Raw genomic sequence first — 24,302 nt, forward strand, 5'->3', positions numbered from 1 at the left:
GGGTAGGTTGTTGCCAGGTCAGGTGTGGCTCGATAGCTCAGTCGGTAGAGCAGAGGACTGAAAATCCTCGTGTCGCTGGTTCGATTCCTGCTCGAGCCACCAGTTTGGCGCTATAGCCAAGTGGTAAGGCAGAGGCCTGCAAAGCCTTTATCCCCAGTTCAAATCTGGGTGGCGCCTCCAAAAAGACTTGTAAACATATTGTTTACAAGTCTTTTTATTTACTTATTAAATCATAGTATATCATTATTAGATTTAGTATATAAATTTTTATATAGTATGTTACATAAGAATTCACTTTTATTCCATTATAAAGTTTTAGAAATGTTTTTAGAGAGAGAGGTAGTGCTTTCATAGATTAAATCTTTGCGTTCAATTAAATCTATAGAAGTTAAAATTAAGGCTTCAATAGCTTTCCATATATTACATTTAGCATATTCTGTTAATGTTAAATCCATAAACTGTTTTGATGGACAGTGAATTGATGGATCACTTACTATTGATATAGACGGATATATAGTAGGCGTAGTATGACTTACAGTACCAATTCCTAAGGGATATAGCATTTTTTTCCCGTAGTTCATTTCAATTAATCCAGTTTCTTTTAAGTTATTTTCAAATAATTTATTTACTATTTTATTATCTAAAAGTTCTTTGCAAGGAAGCTCAATTAGCTTAATAGAGCAATCTATATTTATGATATCTTCTATGCATTTAATATAGCTTCTTATATTTTCTTCGATTTTATGACATAACTTATGATCTTTTGATTTAATTTCAAATTTAACCTTAGCAGATGAAGGATATTCAACTAATGCATTATCACAGGTAAGATTTAAATGATCCATATAACATTCTTTTGAGATGTTTTTAACTAACTCGTTTATAAAGTGTACTGTATGTAGACAAACATCTAATGAACTTTGGTTAGCATTATCATTAGAAACAAGTAAATTATTATAATCAAGCTGTAAGGTTGTGCATGCTTGAGAAGTATTATTAATAGATGTTATATTATCCACATGAGGAGCAAAAATTACACTACAATTTTCAAATACATTTTCTTTTGTCATTATAATTTCTGAACCATTGGAGTATTTCCCTGGACATCCGATTACTAGAATAGAACCTCCTATTTTGTCAATGACAGAAGATAAACCTATGGCTGCACCTAAAGACATAGTAGCATTGGCATTATTACCGAAAACATGACCATCATCACTTCCACTACTATATTTACATATAAAACATATCTCAGGATGGCTGTGTCCAATTCTGGCACGAAATGCAGTTGGAATATCTATGAAATTTTTTTCAATATTAAAATTATATTTTTGTAAAAGTTTTATAATGTAATCTGATGATTTATATTCATTAAAACAGTTTTCACTATTTTCATATAAAAATTTATTAATATCTAGGATTTCAGATCTTATAGTAGATAAAAAACTTAGAACATTTTGTTTCAATTGTAACCCTCCCTACAATTTTATAGATACTAATATTATCAATATCTGACCTTATGTAATTAGTATGTGCACATATATCTATATTATCCAGTAACAAATTTATAGATAAATAGTATTTTAATAGTATCTATATTTGTAATAAGTTTTTTATTAAATGTATTTATGAATACAAGAAAATTAGACAATTTATGTAGATTAATAGATATATGGGTTTATTAATTTATTAACATTATACTTGATGTTATTTAAGGTAGAAAAAGTATGAATTATAAGATGAAATTTTTTTTTTGGACAAAATAAAAAAAAGGATTTCATGAATAAAATATATTATAAGGGGCGATAATTAAGACAGTCTTAACATGGATAAAACTTAGAAGGATTACTCTATTTTAACTAAGTTGACTTATTCAAAGACAATATAATAATAGACTAACAAGTTCTATTGGATAAATTTTGAGGGGGAAAAATATGAATAAGGAATGTATTATATGCAGAAAGCCTCTAGATAATGGTATACTTATATATGGACGAAGAATTTGTGAGAACTGTGAAAGAAGATTATTAACAATAGAAACTAGTACAGATTTTTATGAATTTTATAAGAACTGTATTAAAAAGAATATAGTTCAACTTATACCAAGAGGAGTGAGTGATAAGTGCCAAGATTACCGATAGTAGATTCACTATTGAAATATAAAAAAGAAGAAAATAGCTATTTTGCTATGCCTGGACATAAAATGGGAAAAGCATATGAAGATACAAAAGAAGGAAAGATTTTATTAGATAATTTCATTAACTTTGATATTACTGAGGTAGAGGGCTTAGATAATCTTCATAATCCTACAGGCATAATAAAAGAAGGACAAGAACAACTTGCTAATTACTATGGGAGTAAAAAATCTTACTTTTTAGTTAATGGAAGTACATCAGGAAACATGATTATGATATTTGCTACATTTAAAGAAGGCGAAAAAATAATCGTAGAAAGAAACTGTCATAGATCAGTATTCAATAGTATAATATTACGTAAGTTAAAGCCTATATATGTTATGAATGAGGTAAATGAAAAATATGATGCTCCTTTTTCTATTAATAAGAAGCATCTATATAAATTAATAAAGGAAAATCAAGATGCTAGGGGAATATTATTAACATACCCTAATTATTATGGCATATGTACAGAGTTAGATGAAATAGTAAAAGAAGCCAAGAAATATAATATGAAGGTATTAATAGATTGTGCTCATGGAGCACATTTTGGAGTTATAGATGAATTGCCTGATAATCCGCTTAAGCTAGGTTGCGATATGGTTGTTCAAAGTGCTCATAAAACATTACCAAGCTTAACACAAACATCATTTTTACACGTTAATTGTGATGATCTTTTAGATGAGGTTAACTTCTATACTAGCATGTTTTTGACAACGAGTCCTTCATATTTATTTCTTGCCAGCATGGATTATAGTAGATATTATTTACAGAAGTATGGAAGTAAGGATTACAGTATATTAATTAATTTATGTGAGGAATATAGAAAAAAAATAAATCACATTGATTTTTATCATATAATAGATGAGCATGATATAATTAAGAAAAGTTCATCAACTAGAAATAAGGTATATATAGATAAAACTAGATATGTTATAAATGTACCTAAAGGATTTAGTGGACATCTATTACTAGATTATTTAAAAGTTAATAAGATTCAATGTGAAATGAGTGACTCAAGAAATGTAGTATTGATTTTTGCTACTTCAAACACCAGAGATGATTTTGATAAACTTTATAGAATACTAAAAGAGTGCAATAAGGATACTTTAGTAGATGAATATGTAAAGCCTATGCAGTATGAAATTCCACTAATAGATAAATTACCATGGGAAACTCTAAATATGAAAAAAGTTGAGTGTAGTATTAAAGATTCCGTAAATAAAGTGTGCGGACAAGCTATTGTCCCATATCCACCTGGGGTACCACTAATAATGCCAGGAGAGATTATTACGAAAGATATTATTGATATAATAGGATATTATATAGATAATAATGTTACATTATTAGGAGTGAAGGAAAATAACTTAATTATAATAAAATAGCAAAGAAACTATAGGAAAAGATAAGTTTGGAGGTAAGTTTTTTGAATAAAGGGTTATTAATAGCATTAGAAGGTCCAGATGGTAGTGGAAAATCTACACAAATAGAATTATTAGAAAAATATTTTGTAGATAAGGGTATTGAAGTTATAAGAACGAGAGAACCTGGAGGAACTAAAATTAGCGAAAAAATTAGGGCGGTAATTTTAGATAATGCTAACCAAGAAATGGATAACATGTGTGAGGCTTTACTATATGCTGCGGCGAGAGCTCAGCTTATAAAAGAGGTAATAAAGCCTGCAATTGCTGAAGGGAAGGTAGTCTTATGTGATAGATTTGTATATTCATCTATAGTTTATCAAGGAATTGCTAGAGATTTGGGAATAGACACTGTCAAATCTATAAATGATTGTGCTTTAGGTGGACTTGAAGCGGATTTAGTATTTATGATAAGTATTCCATATGATAAAGGAATTGGAAGAAAGAAAAATCAACGGGAATTAGATAGACTTGAGAATGTTGGTATGGATTTTCATAAAAAAGTTTTTGAAGGATATTCAAAAATTAGTAGTATTTATGATAAAATAGAATTAATAAATGGAGACGACTCTATAGAAAATATTTATAGGAACATAGTAAATAGAGTTGAATCCTATATAGAGCATAAATAAATATTTAGGAGGGGTATTATATGAAATTAATAATTGCGATAGTTCAAGATGACGATGCTATGGATTTAATCGATATCTTAACAGAGAATGGGTTAAGGGTTACAAAGCTTGCAACTACAGGTGGATTTTTAAAAGCTGGAAATACCACATTAATGATAGGTGTAGAGGTAGAGAAAGTTGATACTGTTTTAGGATATATAGAAGAAATCTGCAAAGTTAGAAAACAACTTATATCATCACCTTCTCCGGTTGCTGGATCTACAGGAGTATATGTTCCGTATCCTGTAGAGGTAAATATAGGTGGTGCTACTATATTTGTTGTTGATGTAGATAAGTTTTTAAGAGTATAATATATTTAAGTAAAATAATGTACAATAGGTTAAACTTATTGTACATTATTTATTATATAGGAAGGAGCAAATGAGTATGATAGGTCATGAAAATATAAAAAATAGCTTAATTGAAGCAATTAATAATAATAAATTTACTCATGCTCATATACTAGTTGGAGAAAAAGGTATAGGGAAAAGTGTCTTAGCTAAATTTATAGCATCAAGGCTCTTAGGAATAGATGAAGTAAGAGAACATGTAGATATAATTAATTGGTCTTTAGATAAGGGAAAAGCATCCATAGGAGTGAATACTATTAGGACTATTATAGAAGAATGTAATAAGAAACCTTTTGAGAGGGATAGAAAGGTTATTATCATAGACAACGGTGATAAGATTACATTTCAAGCACAAAATGCATTTTTAAAGACTATAGAAGAACCACCAGCTAATGTTTATATATTTATATTATGTGAAGAATTAGAAAGCATGTTGGATACAATTAAATCCAGGTGTGGCATACATAAACTAAAACCACTATCAAAGGAAGAGATGATTTTATTTCTTAAGAATAGATATACAGGAATTGAAGAAAATAAGATGTTAGTGGCTATTTCTTTTGCAAAAGGAATACCAGGAAAAGCAGAGAGTTTAATAGAAAATGAGGATTTTAGTTTAATAAGAAATACAATTTTTGAACTTATATATAAAATTAAGGATAAAGATTATGAAACTTCTTTATTATATGAAAAGTTTTTTAGTGATTATAAAAATATGGAAGAGGATATTTTAGATGTAATTATAACCATAATAAGAGATATAATTATTTATAAAGAAGTTGGAGATGAAGAGATTATAATAAATATTGATAAAATATCCGATATTAAAGATTTAGTTAATATATTTTCATTAAGTAAATTAAATGGTATGATTAAAGTTGTAGATGATACAAGAAAAACTTTAAAAAATAATGTAAACTCGTCATTGGCATTTATAACGATGGTTTTGAGAATGCAGGAGGTTTAAATATGATAACAGTAATAGGAGTAAGATTTAAAAAGGCAGGTAAGATATATTATTTTAATCCTGGTGATTTGGATATAAAAAAAGGTGACTTTGTAGTTGTTGAAACCGCAAGAGGAATTGAGTTTGGTGAGTGTGTAGTTGGAATGAAAGAGCTCAGAGAAGGTGAAATTGTAGCTCCTTTAAAGAATGTGATAAGGAAAGCTTTAGAGGAAGATATAAATGCAAATAAAACTAATAAAGAAAAGGAAGAAGAAGCTTTTAAGATATGTCTTGAGAAAATAAAGGCCCATGATTTAACTATGAAGCTTATAGATGTAGAATATACTTTTGACAATAATAAAGTAATATTCTATTTTACAGCAGATGGTAGAGTAGATTTCAGAGAATTAGTTAAAGATCTGGCATCAATTTTTAGAACTAGAATAGAATTAAGACAAATTGGTGTTAGGGATGAAGCTAAGATGACTGGAGGTCTTGGACCTTGTGGAAGAAGTTTATGTTGCTCTACATTTTTAGGTGAATTTGCCCCAGTATCAATAAAAATGGCAAAGGAACAAAACCTATCTTTAAACCCTACTAAAATATCAGGAATATGTGGAAGACTTATGTGTTGTTTAAATTATGAGCAAGAAACATATGAAGGGATAAGAAAAAGATTACCTAAGGTAGGTTCTATAGTAGATACATGCTATGGAAAAGGAGAAGTAGTTTCTAATAGTGTAGTTAAAGAGGCGGTAAAAGTAAAAGTAAACATAAAAGATGGTGAAGATGATATTAAAGTAGTTAGTATAAATGATTTAACATTAATATCTGGTAGCTATGAAGATATAATTAATGAAATTGATTTAAAGGAATTAGAAAATCAAGCTGAAGACCCTACACTAATTAAAGAGCTATTTAAAGAAAATTAGGAGGAAGGATATGAAGACTACACTTAAAGTTTGTGATATGGTTACAAGTAAAGATGTTACAAGAGTTAAGAATGCCATATCCGCCAATGAAGGGGTTATAGCCTGTGGAATACACAAAGTTAAAAAAGAAGTAGAAATTGTTTATGACAATTATTTTATAAACATAGAGGATATAATTGAATCCATAGAGAATAGTGGTTATACAGTTATATAAGTACTCAGAATCCTTGTAGATATAAAGCTACAAGGATTTTTTTTGCATAAAAATAAACAAAATTAATTAAACATGTATATTTTATATAAATTTGTTAATTATTTAAATAGTAGTATTAAAATATAGAGAGGTGTTAATTATGAAATTTAAAAAACAAATAATAATAGCTATAAGCTGTGCAATTGTTTTGGGTGGAATATTTTTTTCTGTAAGCTATATAGGAAATAAAGATCAAAATAAAGAAACTAGTAACAAACCAGCTACAACAACTAACTCAAAGACTAATGAAGCTATAAATGAAAATAAAGAGAATACTGATAGCACAAAGGGCAATGATAAAACTACACTAGGACAAGAAGATAAAAAAGATACAGGTATGGAAGAAGTAAAAGAAGGATACTATACAGTAAAAGCTAATGATACACTTTATAGTATAGCTAGAACTTACATGCCAAGCTCTGACCCAAATGAAGTAGTAGCAGAAATATTAACAAGAAATAATATGAATAAAGATGATACTATTTCATCAGGACAAAAACTTATTATATCTTATGAAACTTCATTGGTAACAGGAGAAAAAAAATCAGACCAAAAATCAGAAGAGGTAGCTTCAGCTAATGCAGCAGAACATACTGATCACATTAAGTATGTTGTTAAATCAGGCGATACATTATTTAGCATATCTAAGGAGTATTTATCCAATATGGATATAATGGATGGAATTGAATTAATTAAAGCACATAATAACCTAAATGAGGATACAATAAAAGTTGAAGACACTTTATGTATACCTAATAAATAATATACGAATAAATTAACTTTAGATTAAGGAGATATCTGAAGTAATACCATAGCCTATAAAACAGTTTTAAGGTTTTATAGGCTGAAATATAGCCATGTAGAAATACTACATGGCTATATTTTTAATATTTTAACAGAATCACAATTGGCATAAACAAAGTCACTATCTAGAGTTAATAAATAATGTATATTATGACATATACAAGTAGCTATATGTGTAGCATCATTTATAGACAATAGGTTTTTAATCATTATTTCTTTAGTCTTACTCATACAGAGCTTATTTATTTCAACATATTCGTATTTAACGGTGTTTTCAAGTTGATTGTGCATGGTTACAGCAGTTTTATAATAAATACTTAGCAGATCTCTTTTAGAACTGTTTTTAGATAGGTTATCAAAATACTTTTTATAGGGAATTTCTCTTAGCTTATCTATTCTTTTATCCTTTATAATTTTTCTATCATATTTACTAAAGGATGATATAATTTGTTTTATATTTGTTTGAGAATTAAAGGCGCTTTCTTTATCAATTTTGTGACGTATATCTATCATAAATATTTTATACATAATTTGATTTAAAACTTCAGCAGAAATTATATTTGTAACTAAAAGTTTGCACTGGTTATTGAGTAATATTCTGAATACTTCTATACATTCAGTATGTTTTATATCATCATCATAAACTAAACTTAACAAAAATGATGCATCTAACAATATAGAAGTACTTGATTGAAAATCTATTGATGAAAATGGGTAAAATAATATTTCCATAATGCAAACCTTTCTTAATTGATTATACTGAATGATTATTGTATTATATTAAATTAAACCATTAGTTATTACTGCTACTTAAGTAATAAGTTAAATATAATTGTATATTCCTATTAATGTTGGTAATAATATAAACAGAGTTCTTAGCTTCTTCGAAGCTCTAGAAATCGTTATCCAGGGACGTAGCAGCTCTTTACTCCCACTTTGAAAAAGATGGGCGTATTAGAGCTGGTAGTCATCGGATAAATGACAAATTAAATCATAAATATAAACCCTAAATGCAATATGTTTTATTTAGTATATATTATTTATAAAATACTAGAAAAAACATATTGCATCCCCCTATATTATAGTATGTAAAAATTAAAAGATTTCCCCTTGATAGTTAAATATTTATAACTACTCAAGGGGATTTTGTAATTTTAAGAATAAATTTTTGGATAATTAGTAGTTATTTTATAGATATTATGGATAAGATGAAAAACATAGCAACTTATTATATAATAAGATATGTGTAATCTGGGTATTAGAAAGGAATTTTATATTATGAGTTTAATAAACATAGATGAAACGTTAGATGACTTACAATTAAAGGGTATTCATATCATACAAAAAAAAGAGGGATTTAGATTTGGAGTTGATGCAGTACTTTTAGCCAATTTTTCTAAGGTAAAAAAAAATGCAACTGTTATTGACTTGTGTAGTGGAACAGGAATAATTCCACTTATAATTAAAGGTAAGAGTCAATGTGGAGTAATAAAGGGTGTAGAGATACAAGGAGAGTTTGCTGAAATGGCAAATAGAACTGCTATGTATAATAATTTTAGTGATGAGATTAAGTTCATAGAAGGGGATTTAAAGGATAAGGAACTTTTAAAATCATTAGGTAGAGTAGATATAGTTACTGTAAATCCACCATATAAGTTATATAGCTCTGGTATACTCAATGACAGTGATAAGAATGCCATTGCTAGACATGAGGTATGCTGCACATTAGAAGATGTTATAATCGCAGCTAGGACGTTATTAAAGGATAATGGTAAACTTTTTATGGTACATAGACCAGATAGAATAGTAGATATATTTACTCTTATGAGAAAGTATAAAATAGAACCAAAGAGAATAAGATTTATTCATCCTAAACCAGGAAAGGCACCTAATATATTATTAGTAGAAGGACAAAGGGATGGGGGAGCATTCTTAAAAATAGAAGATCCATTATATGTACATATGGAGGATGATTCTTATTCAGAGGAAATTAAAGCAATGTATAATTCACAATGGTTAGATTAATAAGACAAAGGATAGAAGAGGTGAGTAAAAGTGAGTGGTAAATTATATTTAATACCTACTCCAATAGGAAATCTAAAAGATATAACTCTTAGGGCCCTTGAAACTTTAAAAAGTGTAGATATAATTGCATGTGAAGATACAAGACAGAGTTTAAAGCTTTTAAATCATTTTAACATAAGAAAAACATTGATAAGTTATCATAAACATAATGAGAACGGGAAAAGTGAGGACATAATAAATAGATTAATAGAAGGCAAAAATATAGCTATAATAAGCGATGCAGGGACTCCAGGAATTTCAGATCCAGGTGCTATTATAGTGAAAAGATGTATTGAAGAAAATATAGAATTTGAAGTGTATCCTGGAGCAACAGCAATTACTACTGCGCTAGTTTATTCTGGACTAAATACAGATAAATTTTTATTTGTAGGATTTTTATCTAGAGAAAATAAGGATAGAAAAGAGGTTATAGAGGGGTTAGCAGATAGGCAAGAAACTTTAATATTCTATGAGGCGCCACATAGATTAGAATCCACTTTAAATTTCTTAAAAGATAACTTAGGTAATAGAAATATTGCAATATGCAAGGAGCTTACGAAACTTCATGAAACTATATTAAGGGGAACATTAGAAGAGTGTATAGACCATTATAAAGAAAATAAGCCTAAGGGTGAATATGTACTAGTGTTAGAAGGAAAAAGTAAGACTGAGATTATGGAAGAAATGAAATCTAAGTGGGTAGATATGAGTATTGAGGATCATATAAAAGATTATATAAATCAAGGATTAAATAAAAAAGAAGCAATAAAAAAAGTTGCGAAGGAAAGAAACCTACACAAATCAGAGGTATATAAGTTTGGAATTCATATATAAACAAAAGCATTTTGAAAAGTTTTTAAAATTAGAAGGAATATGATAATTTATATTGAATATATTTACTGTATATCTATTAAAAAATAGATGGTTGTCTCATTTTTTTTCTAAATTACTTGAGATAACAATCATTATAGTGTTATAATGGTAAATGAGATTTATAAATGAGGGGGAGGGAATTTTTTTGAATAAGAAGAGTATATCATTAGTACTTGCTTTAGCATTGGCTATTTCTTGTGTTGGAACTAGTGCATTTGCAGATCCAAATAGTGATAGATCAACATATGAGCAAAAGTTGGAAGAAAACAAAAACAACTATAAAAGTGCTCAAGAGCAAGTCGATGAGATAGAAGCTTCAATACAGTCAGTAAATTCTCAGATGGAAGATATATCTATAGGTATAGAAGAGTTGAATGCTGAAATTCTTGAAGCAGAAGGCAAAATTGAAGAGAGCAACAAGAGGGTACAAGCTACTGAAAGTGATATAAAAGAACAAAATGAAATGTTTAGTGAGAGAATGAGAGCGATGTACATTAATGGTATGGATAGTTATGTTGAGGCGCTTTTAAACTCAAAGAGTATATCAGATTTCATGTGTAGATTAAATAACATAAATATAATGATAGGCTCTGATAAAGAAATTGTTAGTAGTTTAAATGAAAAAATAGAAACTATTGAAAAAGAGAAAAAAGTAGTTCAAGATGAAAAAGTAAAGCTAGATGCATTACAAGAAGAAAACAATAAAAAATTAGCTCAATTAGAAGAAAAAAGAGCAGAACATAAAAAGGCTTTAGCTAAAGCAGAAGCTAATAGAGACTTATTTGACGCAGCTGTGAAGGAAAATGAAGCTCAATTAGAAGAGACTAAGAGACAAATAACGCAGTATGTTAGTAATGGTAGTACTAGTTCTAATAGACCTAGTAGGGGAGGCAGTGGTGATTCAAATGTGATAGCACCTCCAAATGCTTCAGGAAGCTCTATAGTTGGCTATGCATATAAATTTTTAGGAGTTCCATACCAATGGGGTGGAAATGGTCCTAATACTTTTGATTGTTCAGGCTTAACTAGATATGTATATGCTGCCAATGGAATAAATCTTCCTAGAGTAGCACAGGATCAAATGAATAAAGGAACGCCAGTTTCTAATCCTCAACCAGGAGATTTGGTATTCTTTGGTTCAGGTGGATATGCGTACCATGTTGGTATATATGTAGGTAATAATTCTTACCTTCATGCTCCTCAAGATAATGAGGTTGTAAAGATATCGCCTATGAGTAGACACGATTATATAGGGGCAAGAAGATATTAATTTCTTAAGATAAGATCAGTAATTTAATTGCTGGTCTTTTATTTTAGGTTGGGTAAATAGATTTATATAGTATATACGATATAAATAATAAAAACGTTACTTAGAAATAAGTAACGTTTTTATTGTTTATTGTTGATTCTTTAATTCATTTAGACATTTTTGACAGATGTTTTTAGATTTATAGTTAACCACATCACGAGCATCTCCACAGAAGATGCATGCAGGTTCATATTTCTTTAATATAACTTGCTCACCATCTACGTATATTTCAAGAGCGTCCTTAACGTCAATATCTAAAGTCCTTCTCAACTCTACTGGGATAACTATTCTCCCTAACTCGTCTACTTTTCTTACAACACCAGTTGATTTCATAATAAATTCCTCCTATATTTTTGATTATGTAATCAAATAAAATTTAGTTAGCAGATATTATATTTAATACCATATAATAACTATAATACAAGAAAAATCATAAGTCAATAAAAAATGATAAAAAAAATAAATTTATTACAGTATATGCCATTAATATATAATCTATTATAGTAGTATTAATCACATAATAAGGAAAAGATGAATAATTTAACTTATAATTTAATATTTTAACATAAAGATGCTCATTTTCAATACTATTTTATTTAGTTTGCGAATTGATTCTACAAAAAATATCAAAATTTGAAGGAGGTACAGTCATATTATTCAGTGTTCTAGATAGAAAATAAAAAATATTATGCACAACCCATCTGTGGATAATGTGGATAATATATAAAAATTTCTAAAGTTAATGGAATTATAGGAATTATCATGTATATATTAATCAACAGCTGATGTTGATATTATTTATAATAATATGTTAGTAAAATGTGATTATTGTTAATAATATTGATATGTGCTTATATTTGAATGAATAATTTATATTAATTTCATAATCCATGAATAAATAATTCGACTTTTATTTTATAAGATATTTGTAAATATAGACATTATCTTTTATAATTAATATGAAGTAGTGTACAAAAATTTACATTATCATATATTTAACTAGTATTAAGGCAAGAATATGTTAAATATTAAAAAGGTTATTAAAGTGAGGGATGAAAATGAATGATAGAGATAGAGATAATGGGACTATTTTTCAAGAGGTGGTATCTAAATTTTCGGAGATGATAGGTGAGAATACTGAAAAAAGTATAATACAGTATGATGAATTACCACAGTATGATTTATTCTTATCACAAGTTAAAGATTATCTTAACGATAAGTTTAAGCACGATAAATTTACTAATAGCATACTTCAAAATTATATAAAGAGCGAAGTTATTTCTAAGCCAGAAGATGGTAAAAAAAGAGGATATACTAAACTGCATTTAGCTCAATTGGTTTTATTAGGATATATGAGGCCGATTTTGACAACAGATGAAATAAAAAGTGTATTTAGATTAGCTTTTAATGATATAAATAATAGGGAGGATGATATTCTTTCATGGGAAGATACCTTTAAATTATTTAGTGATTTACAGCAAAAGAATATAGAATTATTTTTTAGTGGAGAAGAGAAGGATTTAGAAGAAATAATTAGAAGACACTTGGAAAAGTATGAGTTTAATAATGAAGATAAAGAAAGAATATTAATATTCTTATTAGTTATGATTTTAGTAGCTCATGCAAGTAATATAAAAAAACTGGTTACTACATTAGTTGAAGAATTTGGAGATAAATATAAGTAAAATATTATATGGATCAAAGAATAAAAATATCTTCTTATGAAAAGATACATAATAGATGACTTTATAAGGAGATGAGGTTATGAAATCAATATATTTGATTCAAGTAGCTAATAGTACTAATAAGGATTTAGTAGAATTGTTACTTATGATTAAAGATAAAAAAATATATAAAGATGAGATAATATATACCATAGGAGATATTACAGGCGAATTAAGGCTTAAAGTTGAAAATAATTACAACAAATTATTAAATATAGGTGATGTAGTAAATGTTAGTATAAAAGACAATAGTATAGTGAAGATAGATTTATCAAAATCTAGTTATAATTTAAATGATTTTATGAACTGTGTAAAAAGAGATGTAAAATTTATATTAGATGAATTAGAAGAAATGACAACTCAACAATTTAAATGTGAAGAGGTTATGTCTTTAGATAAATATTTTTTTGGTAATAAGAGTTTTATAAATATTTTTTCTCAAGGAATTGGAGGGTTAGAACACCATACATATATAGGTGGGCTTGCAGAACACACTCTTAATGTAACCTATTGGGCAAAGAAACTTGCATATAGGTATAATTGTAGATATAAGGAAATTGCTATATTAGCAGCAAAACTTCATGATATTGGAAAGATATATGAATATTCGTCAATTGGAAGGTTTAAAACAACCATTAGAGGTGAAATGGAAGGTCATATAGTTATAGGTATAACTATGATAGAAGAAGCATTTAAAAATAATCCTGGATTTTATAGTGAGGACTTTAAAAATCGAATTAAAGGATGCATTGTTCAACATCATGGAAAACCGGAGTATGGATCTCCTAAAGGACCAAATACAGAAGAGGCTTTTATAGTGCATTATGCAGATTATCTTGATGCTACTATGAATAAGGTATCAAAGGTAAAAGATAAAACAATACATGATACATGGTCGGATTATGAAAAAAAGATAGAAACTAAATTATTTATATAAAACCATAAAGCGAATTACTTAGGTAGTTTGTTTTATGGTTTTATTTTCAAAATATATATTAAGATGTATATACAATGGTACGATAATTCAATCAAGTAAAAATATGGGGGGATTACTATGGGGAAAAATGAATATAAAGATAACTATAACAATTATATTACTAAAGTAAATAAATTAATGTTAATTGTATTTTTGAGCATTATGTTTGTTACAGTAGCAGGTTCAGTTCTACAAGTTTATAGGGGAGATAGAAGGATTGGATTTGCAATATATAATATATTAGTAGCAGGTATAGCCTATGTTATAGCCATATTCTTATATATGAAAAACTCATCAAATAACATAATGAGATGGGTTTTGGCTACAGGATTTTTATTAGTAGATACATATATATTACTCACATCATCCTGTGCATCTGCTTTTGCAGCTGGATTTCCATTTATACTAAGTTTAGTTTTATACTTGGATTTAAAATTAATAACTACTGTTGGTGGAATAAATTTAATATCTATACTAATATATGCATATATGCAGGTAAAGTTAGGAAATAGTGCTGAATTAAGTGGGATTTTAGGTACTACTATAATGTTTTTACCAACGCTTGTAATAGTTACACAATTTATTTCTAAAATGAATAAAGATATAAATAAAAATGTAGAAGAATTAAATGAAAATAGTAAGATACAACAAAAGATGTTAATAGATTTATCCAATGTATATAATGTAGTTAAAGAAAAATCTAATGAGCTTAGAGGAATTGTTTCTTTAATAGGTCAAAGTACAGAAATTGTAAATTCATCTATAGATGAAATAGCAATAGGGGCAACTAATACTAGCAAAGAAATTGAGAGTCAGACTAATTTAGTAAATAATATAAAGCATGAAATAACAGAGACTGAAAAGGTAACTACTGTTGTTAAACAATCCTCTGAGGAAGCTGATGAGGTAATAGACAATGGAATAAAAATTGTTCATGAATTATCTAAAAAAAGTGAATATATTATGAGCAAAAATAAAAAGGTTAGTGACATTATGAAGGAACTAGCTGAAAAATCATCTAATATTGCGGAAATAACTAATGTTATATCATCTATTTCAGAGCAAACTAATCTTCTAGCACTAAATGCCGCAATTGAAGCAGCTAGGGTTGGTGAAAGTGGAAAAGGATTTGCAGTGGTAGCAGATGAAATAAAGAAATTAGCAGCTGAGAGTAAAAATAACTCACTAGAGATAGGAAATATACTGAAGTCTCTAGAAGAAGATACTAATGTATCAGTTTTAGAGGTAGAAGAATTAGTTCATGCTAATGATGAACAACAACAATTGGTTAAAGATACAAATAAAGCATTTTCAACTATTCAGAAAAATGTATCTACAGTAAAAGAGGAAATGATAGGTGTGGTTTCTAAGGTATCTACAATTTTAGATAGCAGTGAAAAAATTCATGATAACATTACAAATCTATCGGGTATAGCCCAAGAAACCATGGCAAGTTCGGAAGAAACTTCAACCATATCTCATGAAAATCTAAATAATTCTAAGGAATTAGAAAATATAGCAGCAGTGTTAAATAGTTCAATAGAGGAAATAAGTAAGTACTTCAAATAAATAAAGTTTTTAGTCATTGGGATTAACATATTAAAAAAATAATGCACTCTTCATTTTAAAGAGTGCATTATTTTTTATATTTTAGCTACAAGAACTTTCACCTATAGCTTTAGATATTACTCTAAAAGTTTTTCCAAAGAATGTTTTTTTGTAAGAAACAATACAATCTTCAAAAATATATTCTTCATCTTTATCAACTGCAAAAGTTATTCCATTAACAGTTTCTACATTATCATTTGATTTTTGTTCATCCAGAACAACGCTTAGGTTAGGGCCACCTCAACCAAAACCTGCAATAGCTAGTCTAACAACAGATTTGCCTTGTTTGCTTAAATTTTCTAAAAGTGCATCTTTAGTTTCGTTATCAAAAGTTATTTTCATTTTAATATCCTCCTTTTAATTTGCTTTTATTTAGTATACCATGTGGTTTTACATTTATGCTGATAAATATTTGATAAGCTTGGTATTTACTTCTTAAGATAAACTAGGGTAAAAATTATACTGTTTATATAATTTATAATACAATATTTATATAGAAAGATATGTGATTTAATCACATAAATAAGCTAAATTAAAAAATTTAGTATTATGATAAACTATATTGACATTACAGTTTATTTAAAGTAAAATAAAAATAGTAAAAATTTAATAAAGAATCCTTTTAAAAACGGTACAGAGATGCCGGCAAGGGAAGATAATATTTTGGTATGAATACATTTGTAATATGATAAAATTTACAATAATATATTCATATACAAAGTTGTATTTACAGATATTTATAGCTTTCCTTGTTGAGGAAAGCTTTTTTTTATTGAATTTTATAAGTAAATCTTAATACCTTTAAATTATCCCAGAGAGGCTAAAAAGGAGTGTTTTATATGTTAAAAGGAAGAAATTTAATCGAACCAATGGACCTTACTTTAGAAGAATTAGACGAAATATTTGACCTAGCAGATGAAATAATAAAAGATCCAAGAAAATTTATACATGCTTGTGATGGGTACTTGCTTACTACATTATTTTATGAGCCAAGTACTAGAACCAGATTTAGTTTTGAAGCTGCTATGAATAGATTAGGAGGAAGCGTAATCGGATTTTCAGAACCCAATGCTAGTTCAGTAGCTAAGGGAGAAAGTATTGCAGATACCATAAGAACTGTTGCATGCTATGCAGACATTGCTGTAATGAGACATCCTAAAGAAGGAGCACCACAGGTTGCAGCACAATATAGTGATATTCCCGTAGTAAATGCAGGGGATGGTGGACACCAACATCCAACTCAAACCTTAACTGATTTACTAACCATAAGAACTCTAAAGGGAAGACTAAATAATTTAACAATAGGTTGTTGTGGAGATTTAAAATTTGGAAGAACAGTACATTCGTTAATAAAAGCTTTAAGTAGATATGAAAACAACAAGTTCGTACTAATTTCACCTGAAGAATTAGAAATACCAGAGTATATAAAGAAAGAAGTCCTTAAAAAGAAAAATATAGAGTTTAAGCAAGTTAGAACTATGGAAGAAGCTATGAAGGAAATAGACATTTTATATATGACAAGGGTACAAAGAGAAAGATTTTTTAATGAAGAGGACTATATAAAACTTAAGGATACTTATATATTAGATAATGAGAAAATGAATCTTGCGAAAGAAGATATGATAGTACTTCACCCATTACCAAGAGTAAATGAGATAGCATATGAAGTAGATAGTGATAATAGAGCTGTGTACTTTAAGCAAGCTAAGTATGGAATGTATGTGAGAATGGCATTAATACTAAAACTATTAGGAATTTACTAAGGTATATAAGGAGGAAGTAATATGTTAACTATAAATAGTATAAAAAACGGATTAGTAATTGATCATATAAAAGCTGGAGAAGGAATAAAAATATTTAACTTCTTAAACTTAGATAAAGCTGATTTCACTGTAGCTCTTATAATGAATGCTAATAGTGATAAGTGTGGGAAAAAAGATATAATAAAAATAGAAACTAGAATAGATATTGATTTTGAAATATTAGGAGTAATAGATCCAAATATAACTATAGATATAATAGAAAATGAAGAAATTAAGGAAAAAATTAAGCTTACACTTCCTGAAAAGGTTGAAAATGTTATTAAATGTAAGAACCCTAGATGCGTTACATCTATAGAACCTAACATAAAGCATATACATTACTTAGTAGATGAAGAAACAAAAGAATATAGATGTCATTACTGTGATGATTTACAAAAGGTAACTTCATTATATTAATAGATAGGATTGGAGAATACTTATGGAAATTTGCATAAAGAATGGTACAGTAGTTGACTGGAGTGGAACTTTTGTTGGAGATGTCTATATAAAGGACGGAGTAATTTGTGAGCTAGGAAGAAATCTCATAAAGGATTGTAAAACTATAGATGCAACAGGAAAGATAGTAATGCCTGGCTTTGTAGATTTACATGTGCATTTTAGGGATCCGGGACTTACACATAAGGAAGATATACAATCAGGTTCTCATGCTGCAGTTAAAGGTGGATATGTAATGGTAAACCTTATGGCAAATACAAATCCAGTATGTAGCACTATGGATACAGTTAATTATGTTATAAATAGGGGTAAGGAAGTAGGACTTATAGATATTAATCAAGTTATATCTATAACTAATGAGTTTAGTGGAGATGACATAAGCCATTTAGATAAGCTAAAAAAAGGTGATATAAAAGTAATATCAGAAGATGGAAAAGATGTTATGCACAGCGAAGTTATGTTAAATGCTATGATTAAGGCTAAAGAGAAGGATATAACTGTTATGTGCCATTGTGAGAATCATAATCTATCTGATATAGATATGAGACTGGCAGAAAATACTATGACTTGGAGAAATATAACTTTAGCAAAACATGCAGGGTGTAAAGTTCACTTTTCCCATGTAAGTACCAAAGAATCTATGGAATATATCATTAAAGCAAAGGAAAAAGGTCATAAAGTTACTTGTGAAGTATCTCCCCATCATATAGCTTTAACAAATGATGTAGAGTATAGAGTAAATCCACCTCTTAGAGAAAAGGAAGATATGGAATATTTAATCCAAGCTATAAAAGGTGGATATGTGGATAGCATTGCTACAGATCATGCACCTCATACTGAAGAGGATAAGAAAAAAGGAGCTCCAGGAATATCAGGAATAGAAACAGCCTTTGGAGTTTCTTATACAAAGCTTGTAAGGTCAGGTCATATAGATTTAAGTAAGCTAAGCGAAATCATGAGTAAGAGACCTAGTGAAATACTAGGAGTTAATAAGGGTCAAATAGATATAGGTTATGATGGAGATTTAGTAATACTAGATTTAGAAAAAGAATATGAGATACGTAAGGAAGAATTTTTATCAAAAGGTAAAAATACTCCATTTAATGGTATGAAAGTATATGGAGAAGTTATAACTACCATAAAAGGTGGTAAAGTTGTTTATAAAAAATAGAAAAGTGAGGGAGGATCATATGATTATAGATAGACTATTCGATATAATTGCAAAAAAAGGACATGTATGTGTGGGACTAGATACAGATATATCATATATACCAGAAAGTTTTATGAAGAAATTTGAAAACATAGGTGATGCAATTTTCGAATTTAATAAAGCTATAATAGATGAAACTATAGACCATGTAGCTTGCTATAAACCACAAATAGCATATTATGAAGCATATGGATTGGAAGGATTAAGAGCTTATTCTAATACATTAAAGTATATAAGGGAAAAGGGAGCAATATCTATAGGAGATATAAAAAGAGGCGATATTGCTAAAACGGCTGAAATGTATGCTAAAGCACATTTTGCAGGAGAATTTGAAGCTGATTTTATAACGCTAAGTCCATATATGGGATTAGATAGTATAGAGCCATACTTACCTTATATTGAAAATAGTGAAAAAGGAGTTTTTGTACTGATAAGAACTTCAAACAAGGGTAGCAAGGATATTCAATATATAGAAACTAAGTGTGGTAGAAAAGTATTTAATGTAGTAGGGGAAACTATAAATAATTTAGGTAAAAATTATATAGGTAAGTGTGGGTATAGTTCTATAGGTGGGGTTATAGGATGTACCCATGTAGATGAAGGTATAGAAATAAGAAATTCCTTAGACAGTACATTCTTTTTAATACCAGGATATGGTGCTCAAGGTGGAAAAGCAGAAGATGTAGCCCTTTATCTTAAGGATGGAAATGGAGGAGTTGTTAACTCTTCAAGGGGTATAATGCTTGCATATAAAGGAAAACTAGATGGTGAAGAAAACTTTGCTAAGTATGCAAAAGAAGAGGCAATTAGAATGAAAAATGAAATTCTAACAGCTATAGGAAATCTAAAAAAATAAATTATAACTACAGTTCATGCCATACAACTTTATTGTATGGCATTATATTAGAATAAATTATTAGGAGATTAGAATGAAAAAAGATAATTATGAATACAAAGTTTGTAAAGTAATAGAGAACAAAGAAGTTGCTAAAGGAATATTTAAATTATCTATAGAGGGTAAGTTTCAAGGAGAACCGGGACAGTTTTATATGCTAAGATCCTGGGAAAAGGAACCTATATTATGGAGACCTATTAGTATTCATAATATAACATCAAATTCTATAGAATTCCTATATCAACTAGTTGGAGAAGGAACAAAATTATTAAGTAATCTTATACAAGGACAAGAGGTTAAGGTTATGGGTCCATTAGGAAATGGCTTTGACGTAGAAGAGATAAAAGGCAAGGTTGCAGTAGTATCAGGAGGAATTGGGGTTGCTCCAATGAGATACCTGGTAGATAACATAAAGGATTCAGAAGTTCATATATTTGCTGGCTTTAGAGATGAAGTTTATGGGTTAGAAGAAATAAGTGAGTTAGATTTATCAGTAAAGGTGTCTACAGAAGATGGTAGTGTTGGACATAAAGGATATGTAACGGAACTATTTAATCCTAAAGATTATGACTTAGTTTTATGCTGTGGACCAGAGATTATGATGTATAGAGTAATTGATATGTGCAAGGAAGTGGGTACAAAGATATATGTATCAGAAGAAAAGAAGATGGCTTGTGGAGTAGGAGCTTGTCTTGGTTGTACATGTAAAACAGTTAGTGGAAATAAAAGAACATGTAAAGATGGTCCTGTATTTAATGGATTAGATTTAGAGTTTTAAAGGAGAAATTATGCTTAAGGTAAATATTTGTAATAAGGAATTCAAGAATCCAATAATGACAGCATCAGGTACTTTTGGCTTTGGTGAAGAGTATAGTAAGTTTTATGATATAGCAAAACTTGGAGGATTTTGTAGTAAGGGCTTAACCTTAAATCCAAGACAAGGTAATGATGGTGTAAGAATCAAAGAAACAACAGGTGGAATGCTTAATAGTGTAGGGCTTCAAAACCCAGGAGTAGAAAACTTTATAAAAGATGAACTTCCAAAGATGAAAGAATATAACACTAATATAATAGCTAATGTTGGTGGAGCTACAGTAGAAGAATATATAAGTATAATCGAGAAGTTAAACCAGGTTGATGTAGACATCATAGAACTTAACATTTCATGCCCCAATGTAAAACATGGTGGTATGGCTCTAGGAATAAAATCAAAGGTTGCCTATGAGGCAGTAAAAGAAGTGAAGAAGGTATGTAAAAAACCATTGATGGTGAAGTTATCTCCTAATGCAGAAAATATAGTAGAGATGGCGCTTAGTTGTGAAGAAGCGGGAGCTGATGCACTATCATTAATAAATACTTTTCAAGGAATGTCTATAGACTACAAAAAACGAAAGGCTGTATTTGATAATATCTATGCAGGATTCTCGGGACCAGCAGTAAAGCCTATGGCTTTAAGAATGGTTCATCAAGTGTGTAAGGCATGTAAGGTTCCAGTAGTTGGCCTTGGCGGTATTACAAATTGGGAAGATGCTATAGAGTTTATAATGTCAGGAGCTACAGGGATCCAAATAGGTACAGCTAATTTTATAAATCCCTTTGCACCATTAGAAATTATAAAAGGAATAGAAGACTTTTTAATAAAAGAAAATATTAAAGATATTAGTGAAATTAGAGGAATAGTATAGGAGGAAAATATTATGGAAAATAAAATTGTAGATATATTAGTTCAGTGTGAGGCATTATTAGAAGGGCATTTCTTGCTATCATCAGGTAAACATAGTAATAGATACTGTCAATGTGCAAAATTACTACAGTATCCAGATAAGGCAGCTCAAGTATTGGAAGTAGTTGCAAACAAGGTTAAAGATTTAGATGTTGATATGTTAGTAGGTCCTGCTATGGGAGGAATAATAGTTGCTTATGAGCTAGCAAGACAACTAGGAAAGCCAGGGATATTTACTGAAAGAAAAGACGGTGTAATGACATTAACAAGAGGCTTTGAAATTAAGCAAGGACAAAGAGTTTTAATTACAGAAGACGTAGTTACAACAGGAAAATCTACTATGGAAGTTGTAGAAGTACTAAGAGGTTTAGGTGCAGAAGTTGTAGGTGTATGTTGTATAGTCGATAGGAGAGTTGAAAATTGTGCTTTAACTCTTCCGGTTTATAGTGCATGTAAATTGGAAATAGAAAGCTTTGATAAGGAAGAATGCCCACTATGTAAAAAGGATATACCTTATATAAAACCGGGTAGCAGAAACATTAAATAATCGAATAATTAACCAAGTTGTAATAAAGTTCACCTTACTTATAGATTTTATATAGGGAGGTGAATTTTTTTATAAGAGATGGTGCAAATAAATTTTATGTTATAACTAATGATTATAGTCATAAATTATATAATAGGATAATATTATATATCATTAATTAACAACTGGTGTAAGGAGAATGTAAATATGATTAATGATGTTCCTAGTATTATATATGATAAAAATAAAAATCCTCTTAGAGTTATAAAATCATCAAGAGTATTCTTTAAGAAACATGGAAGAGTTGGATATGTATTTCATGTTGAAAGGGAGGAAAGAATAACAAGTATAAGTGAATTTGACTTAGTTGAAAACAATGGGAATTTTGTTGTTACGAAAGATATATTTGAGAATTCAGATATGATGTAAAAGGTGGAGATATAATTTAGAATAGGAATATACTTATGCTTATAAGCCAAACTATATATAGTTATTTATTATTAATTCTATAGATTATAGAAACTAAATTAATATAATTATATATAGGAGGATATAAAATGAAAGGAAAAATAAATGATATATTATTATTTATTGTAGTATTATTAATTATAGTAACGGTGGTATTAATGGGATGTAATAGTAATAGTAAAAAAAGTGATACTGTGGGAGCCGGTCCTACTGTTGAAGATATGAGTGATGAGCCTATAGATAAAGAAGTAGAAATTAGAAATGCTATATCCACCTGTGAGAGAATTATGGCAGACATTGAAGAAATTCCAGAAATACAATCATCAGTAACCTATATAAACCATGAATCTGTATTAGTTGCATTAAAGTTAAAGGATAACTACAATAATATATCTCCGGAACTACGAATGGAAGTTGAAAAAAAAGTTAAGGACATCTATTCTAATGCCAAAACCATAGCTATAAGTGATGACGAATATGTATATGAGTCAATAGCCAAATTGTTGAAGTCTTTTAAGGAGAATAAGCCATTAGAAGAATTTAAGAAAGATTTAGAAGAGATAATAGAGAATATGTAATAAACATTTTAAAAAGTCCAAGGTTGAATTTTAATAACCTTGGACTTGTATTTTTATATATCTTATATTTTACTTATTAAACATATAGATTGAGAGGAAATTCCTTCTTCAATACCAGTAAAACCAAGACCTTCTTCAGTAGTAGCCTTTACATTAATTTGATCTATAGAAATTCTTAATGCTTCACTAATATTTTCTCTCATGGATGTAATATAAGGAGACATTTTAGGACGCTGTGCAATTATTGTTGCATCTATGTTTTCTATTTTATAATTATTTTTACTTAATAACTCTCTAACTTCATTAAGAAGTTTAATACTAGAAATGCCTTTAAATTCAGCATCTGTATCAGGAAAGTGCTTTCCTATATCACCAAGTGCTGCAGCACCTAATAAACTATCCATAATTGCATGAATAAGAACATCAGCATCTGAATGACCTAAAAGCCCAAGTGTATGTGGTATTTTAACTCCACCAATAATTAAATCTCTATTAGGAATTAACTTATGTACATCATATCCTAAACCAATTCGCATATA

At 28.8% G+C, this 24,302-nt stretch carries 27 protein-coding genes and 2 tRNA genes; 25 read left to right on the forward strand and 4 right to left on the reverse strand.

Features of this window, described 5'->3' with window-relative positions; all coding sequences use genetic code 11:
- The first annotated feature begins 26 nt into the window (after window positions 1-26).
- Together B3086_RS13105 and B3086_RS13110 are read left to right on the forward strand one after the other, a co-directional pair.
- Window positions 27-102 (forward strand) — tRNA-Phe (locus B3086_RS13105).
- Window positions 103-106: 4 nt separating this feature from the next.
- Window positions 107-180: transfer RNA gene (locus B3086_RS13110), tRNA-Cys, on the forward strand.
- Window positions 181-305: 125 nt separating this feature from the next.
- On the opposite strand, the gene B3086_RS13115 is transcribed toward B3086_RS13110, so the two are convergent.
- Window positions 306-1,466, reverse strand: coding sequence for a hypothetical protein (locus tag B3086_RS13115; RefSeq protein WP_346880627.1), 1,161 nt, complete (start codon window positions 1,464-1,466; stop codon window positions 306-308).
- 468 nt (window positions 1,467-1,934) lie between these two features.
- Here B3086_RS13115 and B3086_RS13120 point away from each other — a divergent pair, with 468 nt between their 5' ends.
- The 8 genes from B3086_RS13120 (at window position 1,935) to B3086_RS13155 (ending at window position 7,510) form a co-directional block, all read left to right on the forward strand.
- Window positions 1,935-2,141, forward strand: a complete 207-nt coding sequence (locus tag B3086_RS13120; RefSeq protein WP_035130775.1) for a sigma factor G inhibitor Gin — start codon at window positions 1,935-1,937, stop codon at window positions 2,139-2,141.
- Complete coding sequence (locus B3086_RS13125; protein WP_346880626.1) at window positions 2,123-3,559, forward strand: aminotransferase class I/II-fold pyridoxal phosphate-dependent enzyme; 1,437 nt, start codon at window positions 2,123-2,125, stop codon at window positions 3,557-3,559. Before B3086_RS13120 ends, B3086_RS13125 begins: the two co-directional genes overlap by 19 nt.
- A gap of 41 nt (window positions 3,560-3,600) precedes the next feature.
- Window positions 3,601-4,227: a dTMP kinase gene (gene tmk, locus B3086_RS13130; protein ID WP_346846913.1), complete on the forward strand. Its 627-nt coding sequence runs from the start codon at window positions 3,601-3,603 to the stop codon at window positions 4,225-4,227.
- A gap of 20 nt (window positions 4,228-4,247) precedes the next feature.
- Complete coding sequence (locus B3086_RS13135; RefSeq protein ID WP_035130781.1) at window positions 4,248-4,577, forward strand: cyclic-di-AMP receptor; 330 nt, start codon at window positions 4,248-4,250, stop codon at window positions 4,575-4,577.
- Between the two features lie 76 nt (window positions 4,578-4,653).
- Window positions 4,654-5,583, forward strand: coding sequence for a DNA polymerase III subunit delta' (locus B3086_RS13140; protein ID WP_346846914.1), 930 nt, complete (start codon window positions 4,654-4,656; stop codon window positions 5,581-5,583).
- Window positions 5,584-5,585: 2 nt separating this feature from the next.
- The gene (locus B3086_RS13145; RefSeq protein ID WP_346846915.1) at window positions 5,586-6,494 is read left to right on the forward strand and encodes a stage 0 sporulation family protein; all 909 of its coding nucleotides are present in this window, start codon (window positions 5,586-5,588) and stop codon (window positions 6,492-6,494) included.
- 10 nt (window positions 6,495-6,504) lie between these two features.
- Entirely contained in the window at window positions 6,505-6,708 is a 204-nt protein-coding gene (locus tag B3086_RS13150) for a heavy-metal-associated domain-containing protein (protein ID WP_346846916.1), read from the forward strand.
- 139 nt (window positions 6,709-6,847) lie between these two features.
- Window positions 6,848-7,510 carry a LysM peptidoglycan-binding domain-containing protein gene (locus tag B3086_RS13155; protein ID WP_346846917.1) on the forward strand — a complete coding sequence of 221 codons (663 nt, stop codon included), beginning with the start codon at window positions 6,848-6,850 and terminating at the stop codon, window positions 7,508-7,510.
- 113 nt (window positions 7,511-7,623) lie between these two features.
- On the opposite strand, the gene B3086_RS13160 is transcribed toward B3086_RS13155, so the two are convergent.
- Window positions 7,624-8,283, reverse strand: a complete 660-nt coding sequence (locus B3086_RS13160) for a type II toxin-antitoxin system VapC family toxin (protein ID WP_035130799.1) — start codon at window positions 8,281-8,283, stop codon at window positions 7,624-7,626.
- Window positions 8,284-8,829: 546 nt separating this feature from the next.
- Between B3086_RS13160 and B3086_RS13165 the strand changes: the two genes are divergently transcribed.
- The 3 genes from B3086_RS13165 to B3086_RS13175 all read left to right on the forward strand — a co-directional run bounded on the left by B3086_RS13165 (window position 8,830) and on the right by B3086_RS13175 (window position 11,758).
- Window positions 8,830-9,576, forward strand: coding sequence for a tRNA1(Val) (adenine(37)-N6)-methyltransferase (locus tag B3086_RS13165; protein WP_346846919.1), 747 nt, complete (start codon window positions 8,830-8,832; stop codon window positions 9,574-9,576).
- A gap of 30 nt (window positions 9,577-9,606) precedes the next feature.
- A complete protein-coding gene (gene rsmI, locus B3086_RS13170) occupies window positions 9,607-10,449 on the forward strand; it encodes a 16S rRNA (cytidine(1402)-2'-O)-methyltransferase (protein WP_346877485.1) in 843 nt (280 codons plus the stop codon).
- A 184-nt stretch (window positions 10,450-10,633) separates the two neighbouring features.
- A complete protein-coding gene (locus B3086_RS13175) occupies window positions 10,634-11,758 on the forward strand; it encodes a C40 family peptidase (RefSeq protein ID WP_346846921.1) in 1,125 nt (374 codons plus the stop codon).
- Window positions 11,759-11,884: 126 nt separating this feature from the next.
- Here the strand turns inward: B3086_RS13175 and B3086_RS13180 are convergent, their stop codons facing one another.
- Window positions 11,885-12,130, reverse strand: a complete 246-nt coding sequence (locus B3086_RS13180; protein WP_035130802.1) for an AbrB/MazE/SpoVT family DNA-binding domain-containing protein — start codon at window positions 12,128-12,130, stop codon at window positions 11,885-11,887.
- 788 nt (window positions 12,131-12,918) lie between these two features.
- On the opposite strand from B3086_RS13180, the gene B3086_RS13185 reads away from it, so the two are divergent.
- The 12 genes from B3086_RS13185 (at window position 12,919) to B3086_RS13240 (ending at window position 23,763) form a co-directional block, all read left to right on the forward strand.
- Window positions 12,919-13,482 carry a DUF1836 domain-containing protein gene (locus tag B3086_RS13185; RefSeq protein ID WP_414632299.1) on the forward strand — a complete coding sequence of 188 codons (564 nt, stop codon included), beginning with the start codon at window positions 12,919-12,921 and terminating at the stop codon, window positions 13,480-13,482.
- A gap of 79 nt (window positions 13,483-13,561) precedes the next feature.
- Window positions 13,562-14,458 carry an HD domain-containing protein gene (locus B3086_RS13190; RefSeq protein WP_346846923.1) on the forward strand — a complete coding sequence of 299 codons (897 nt, stop codon included), beginning with the start codon at window positions 13,562-13,564 and terminating at the stop codon, window positions 14,456-14,458.
- A 117-nt stretch (window positions 14,459-14,575) separates the two neighbouring features.
- A complete protein-coding gene (locus tag B3086_RS13195) occupies window positions 14,576-16,066 on the forward strand; it encodes a methyl-accepting chemotaxis protein (RefSeq protein ID WP_346846924.1) in 1,491 nt (496 codons plus the stop codon).
- An 878-nt stretch (window positions 16,067-16,944) separates the two neighbouring features.
- Window positions 16,945-17,868 (forward strand): aspartate carbamoyltransferase, encoded by a 924-nt coding sequence (pyrB, locus tag B3086_RS13200; RefSeq protein WP_035130807.1) that lies wholly within the window; start codon window positions 16,945-16,947, stop codon window positions 17,866-17,868.
- Window positions 17,869-17,889: 21 nt separating this feature from the next.
- Window positions 17,890-18,324 (forward strand): aspartate carbamoyltransferase regulatory subunit, encoded by a 435-nt coding sequence (locus B3086_RS13205; RefSeq protein WP_150846193.1) that lies wholly within the window; start codon window positions 17,890-17,892, stop codon window positions 18,322-18,324.
- A 22-nt stretch (window positions 18,325-18,346) separates the two neighbouring features.
- Window positions 18,347-19,534 carry a dihydroorotase gene (locus tag B3086_RS13210; protein WP_346880621.1) on the forward strand — a complete coding sequence of 396 codons (1,188 nt, stop codon included), beginning with the start codon at window positions 18,347-18,349 and terminating at the stop codon, window positions 19,532-19,534.
- 19 nt (window positions 19,535-19,553) lie between these two features.
- Window positions 19,554-20,429: an orotidine-5'-phosphate decarboxylase gene (pyrF, locus tag B3086_RS13215; protein WP_346877491.1), complete on the forward strand. Its 876-nt coding sequence runs from the start codon at window positions 19,554-19,556 to the stop codon at window positions 20,427-20,429.
- A 73-nt stretch (window positions 20,430-20,502) separates the two neighbouring features.
- Window positions 20,503-21,246, forward strand: coding sequence for a dihydroorotate dehydrogenase electron transfer subunit (locus B3086_RS13220; protein WP_346846927.1), 744 nt, complete (start codon window positions 20,503-20,505; stop codon window positions 21,244-21,246).
- Between the two features lie 10 nt (window positions 21,247-21,256).
- Window positions 21,257-22,153, forward strand: coding sequence for a dihydroorotate dehydrogenase (locus tag B3086_RS13225; protein WP_346846928.1), 897 nt, complete (start codon window positions 21,257-21,259; stop codon window positions 22,151-22,153).
- A 12-nt stretch (window positions 22,154-22,165) separates the two neighbouring features.
- Window positions 22,166-22,738, forward strand: coding sequence for an orotate phosphoribosyltransferase (gene pyrE, locus B3086_RS13230; RefSeq protein ID WP_035130817.1), 573 nt, complete (start codon window positions 22,166-22,168; stop codon window positions 22,736-22,738).
- Between the two features lie 186 nt (window positions 22,739-22,924).
- Window positions 22,925-23,146 carry a hypothetical protein gene (locus tag B3086_RS13235; RefSeq protein ID WP_346846929.1) on the forward strand — a complete coding sequence of 74 codons (222 nt, stop codon included), beginning with the start codon at window positions 22,925-22,927 and terminating at the stop codon, window positions 23,144-23,146.
- A 128-nt stretch (window positions 23,147-23,274) separates the two neighbouring features.
- A complete protein-coding gene (locus tag B3086_RS13240) occupies window positions 23,275-23,763 on the forward strand; it encodes a YhcN/YlaJ family sporulation lipoprotein (RefSeq protein ID WP_346846930.1) in 489 nt (162 codons plus the stop codon).
- 62 nt (window positions 23,764-23,825) lie between these two features.
- On the opposite strand, the gene ispF is transcribed toward B3086_RS13240, so the two are convergent.
- Window positions 23,826-24,299: a 2-C-methyl-D-erythritol 2,4-cyclodiphosphate synthase gene (gene ispF / locus B3086_RS13245; RefSeq protein WP_346846931.1), complete on the reverse strand. Its 474-nt coding sequence runs from the start codon at window positions 24,297-24,299 to the stop codon at window positions 23,826-23,828.
- Between the last annotated feature and the right edge of the window lie 3 nt (window positions 24,300-24,302).

The organism is Clostridium sp. UBA871 (assembly GCF_002295255.1).
Lineage (GTDB): Bacteria > Bacillota > Clostridia > Clostridiales > Clostridiaceae > Clostridium_J > Clostridium_J sulfidigenes.

Bases quoted from the DNA above. Each gene is read 5' to 3' on its own strand.
- pyrE (WP_035130817.1), top strand. From the start codon at position 22,166: ATGGAAAATAAAATTGTAGATATATTAGTTCAGTGTGAGGCATTATTA.
- B3086_RS13220 (WP_346846927.1), top strand. From the start codon at position 20,503: ATGAAAAAAGATAATTATGAATACAAAGTTTGTAAAGTAATAGAGAAC.
- B3086_RS13140 (WP_346846914.1), top strand. From the start codon at position 4,654: ATGATAGGTCATGAAAATATAAAAAATAGCTTAATTGAAGCAATTAAT.
- pyrF (WP_346877491.1), top strand. From the start codon at position 19,554: ATGATTATAGATAGACTATTCGATATAATTGCAAAAAAAGGACATGTA.
- B3086_RS13160 (WP_035130799.1), bottom strand. From the start codon at position 8,283: ATGGAAATATTATTTTACCCATTTTCATCAATAGATTTTCAATCAAGT.
- B3086_RS13135 (WP_035130781.1), top strand. From the start codon at position 4,248: ATGAAATTAATAATTGCGATAGTTCAAGATGACGATGCTATGGATTTA.
- B3086_RS13240 (WP_346846930.1), top strand. From the start codon at position 23,275: ATGAAAGGAAAAATAAATGATATATTATTATTTATTGTAGTATTATTA.
- B3086_RS13210 (WP_346880621.1), top strand. From the start codon at position 18,347: ATGGAAATTTGCATAAAGAATGGTACAGTAGTTGACTGGAGTGGAACT.
- B3086_RS13235 (WP_346846929.1), top strand. From the start codon at position 22,925: ATGATTAATGATGTTCCTAGTATTATATATGATAAAAATAAAAATCCT.
- B3086_RS13155 (WP_346846917.1), top strand. From the start codon at position 6,848: ATGAAATTTAAAAAACAAATAATAATAGCTATAAGCTGTGCAATTGTT.
- B3086_RS13225 (WP_346846928.1), top strand. From the start codon at position 21,257: ATGCTTAAGGTAAATATTTGTAATAAGGAATTCAAGAATCCAATAATG.
- B3086_RS13180 (WP_035130802.1), bottom strand. From the start codon at position 12,130: ATGAAATCAACTGGTGTTGTAAGAAAAGTAGACGAGTTAGGGAGAATA.
- B3086_RS13150 (WP_346846916.1), top strand. From the start codon at position 6,505: ATGAAGACTACACTTAAAGTTTGTGATATGGTTACAAGTAAAGATGTT.
- B3086_RS13120 (WP_035130775.1), top strand. From the start codon at position 1,935: ATGAATAAGGAATGTATTATATGCAGAAAGCCTCTAGATAATGGTATA.
- B3086_RS13145 (WP_346846915.1), top strand. From the start codon at position 5,586: ATGATAACAGTAATAGGAGTAAGATTTAAAAAGGCAGGTAAGATATAT.
- pyrB (WP_035130807.1), top strand. From the start codon at position 16,945: ATGTTAAAAGGAAGAAATTTAATCGAACCAATGGACCTTACTTTAGAA.
- B3086_RS13185 (WP_414632299.1), top strand. From the start codon at position 12,919: ATGATAGGTGAGAATACTGAAAAAAGTATAATACAGTATGATGAATTA.
- B3086_RS13190 (WP_346846923.1), top strand. From the start codon at position 13,562: ATGAAATCAATATATTTGATTCAAGTAGCTAATAGTACTAATAAGGAT.
- B3086_RS13195 (WP_346846924.1), top strand. From the start codon at position 14,576: ATGGGGAAAAATGAATATAAAGATAACTATAACAATTATATTACTAAA.
- B3086_RS13165 (WP_346846919.1), top strand. From the start codon at position 8,830: ATGAGTTTAATAAACATAGATGAAACGTTAGATGACTTACAATTAAAG.
- B3086_RS13205 (WP_150846193.1), top strand. From the start codon at position 17,890: ATGTTAACTATAAATAGTATAAAAAACGGATTAGTAATTGATCATATA.
- ispF (WP_346846931.1), bottom strand. From the start codon at position 24,299: ATGCGAATTGGTTTAGGATATGATGTACATAAGTTAATTCCTAATAGA.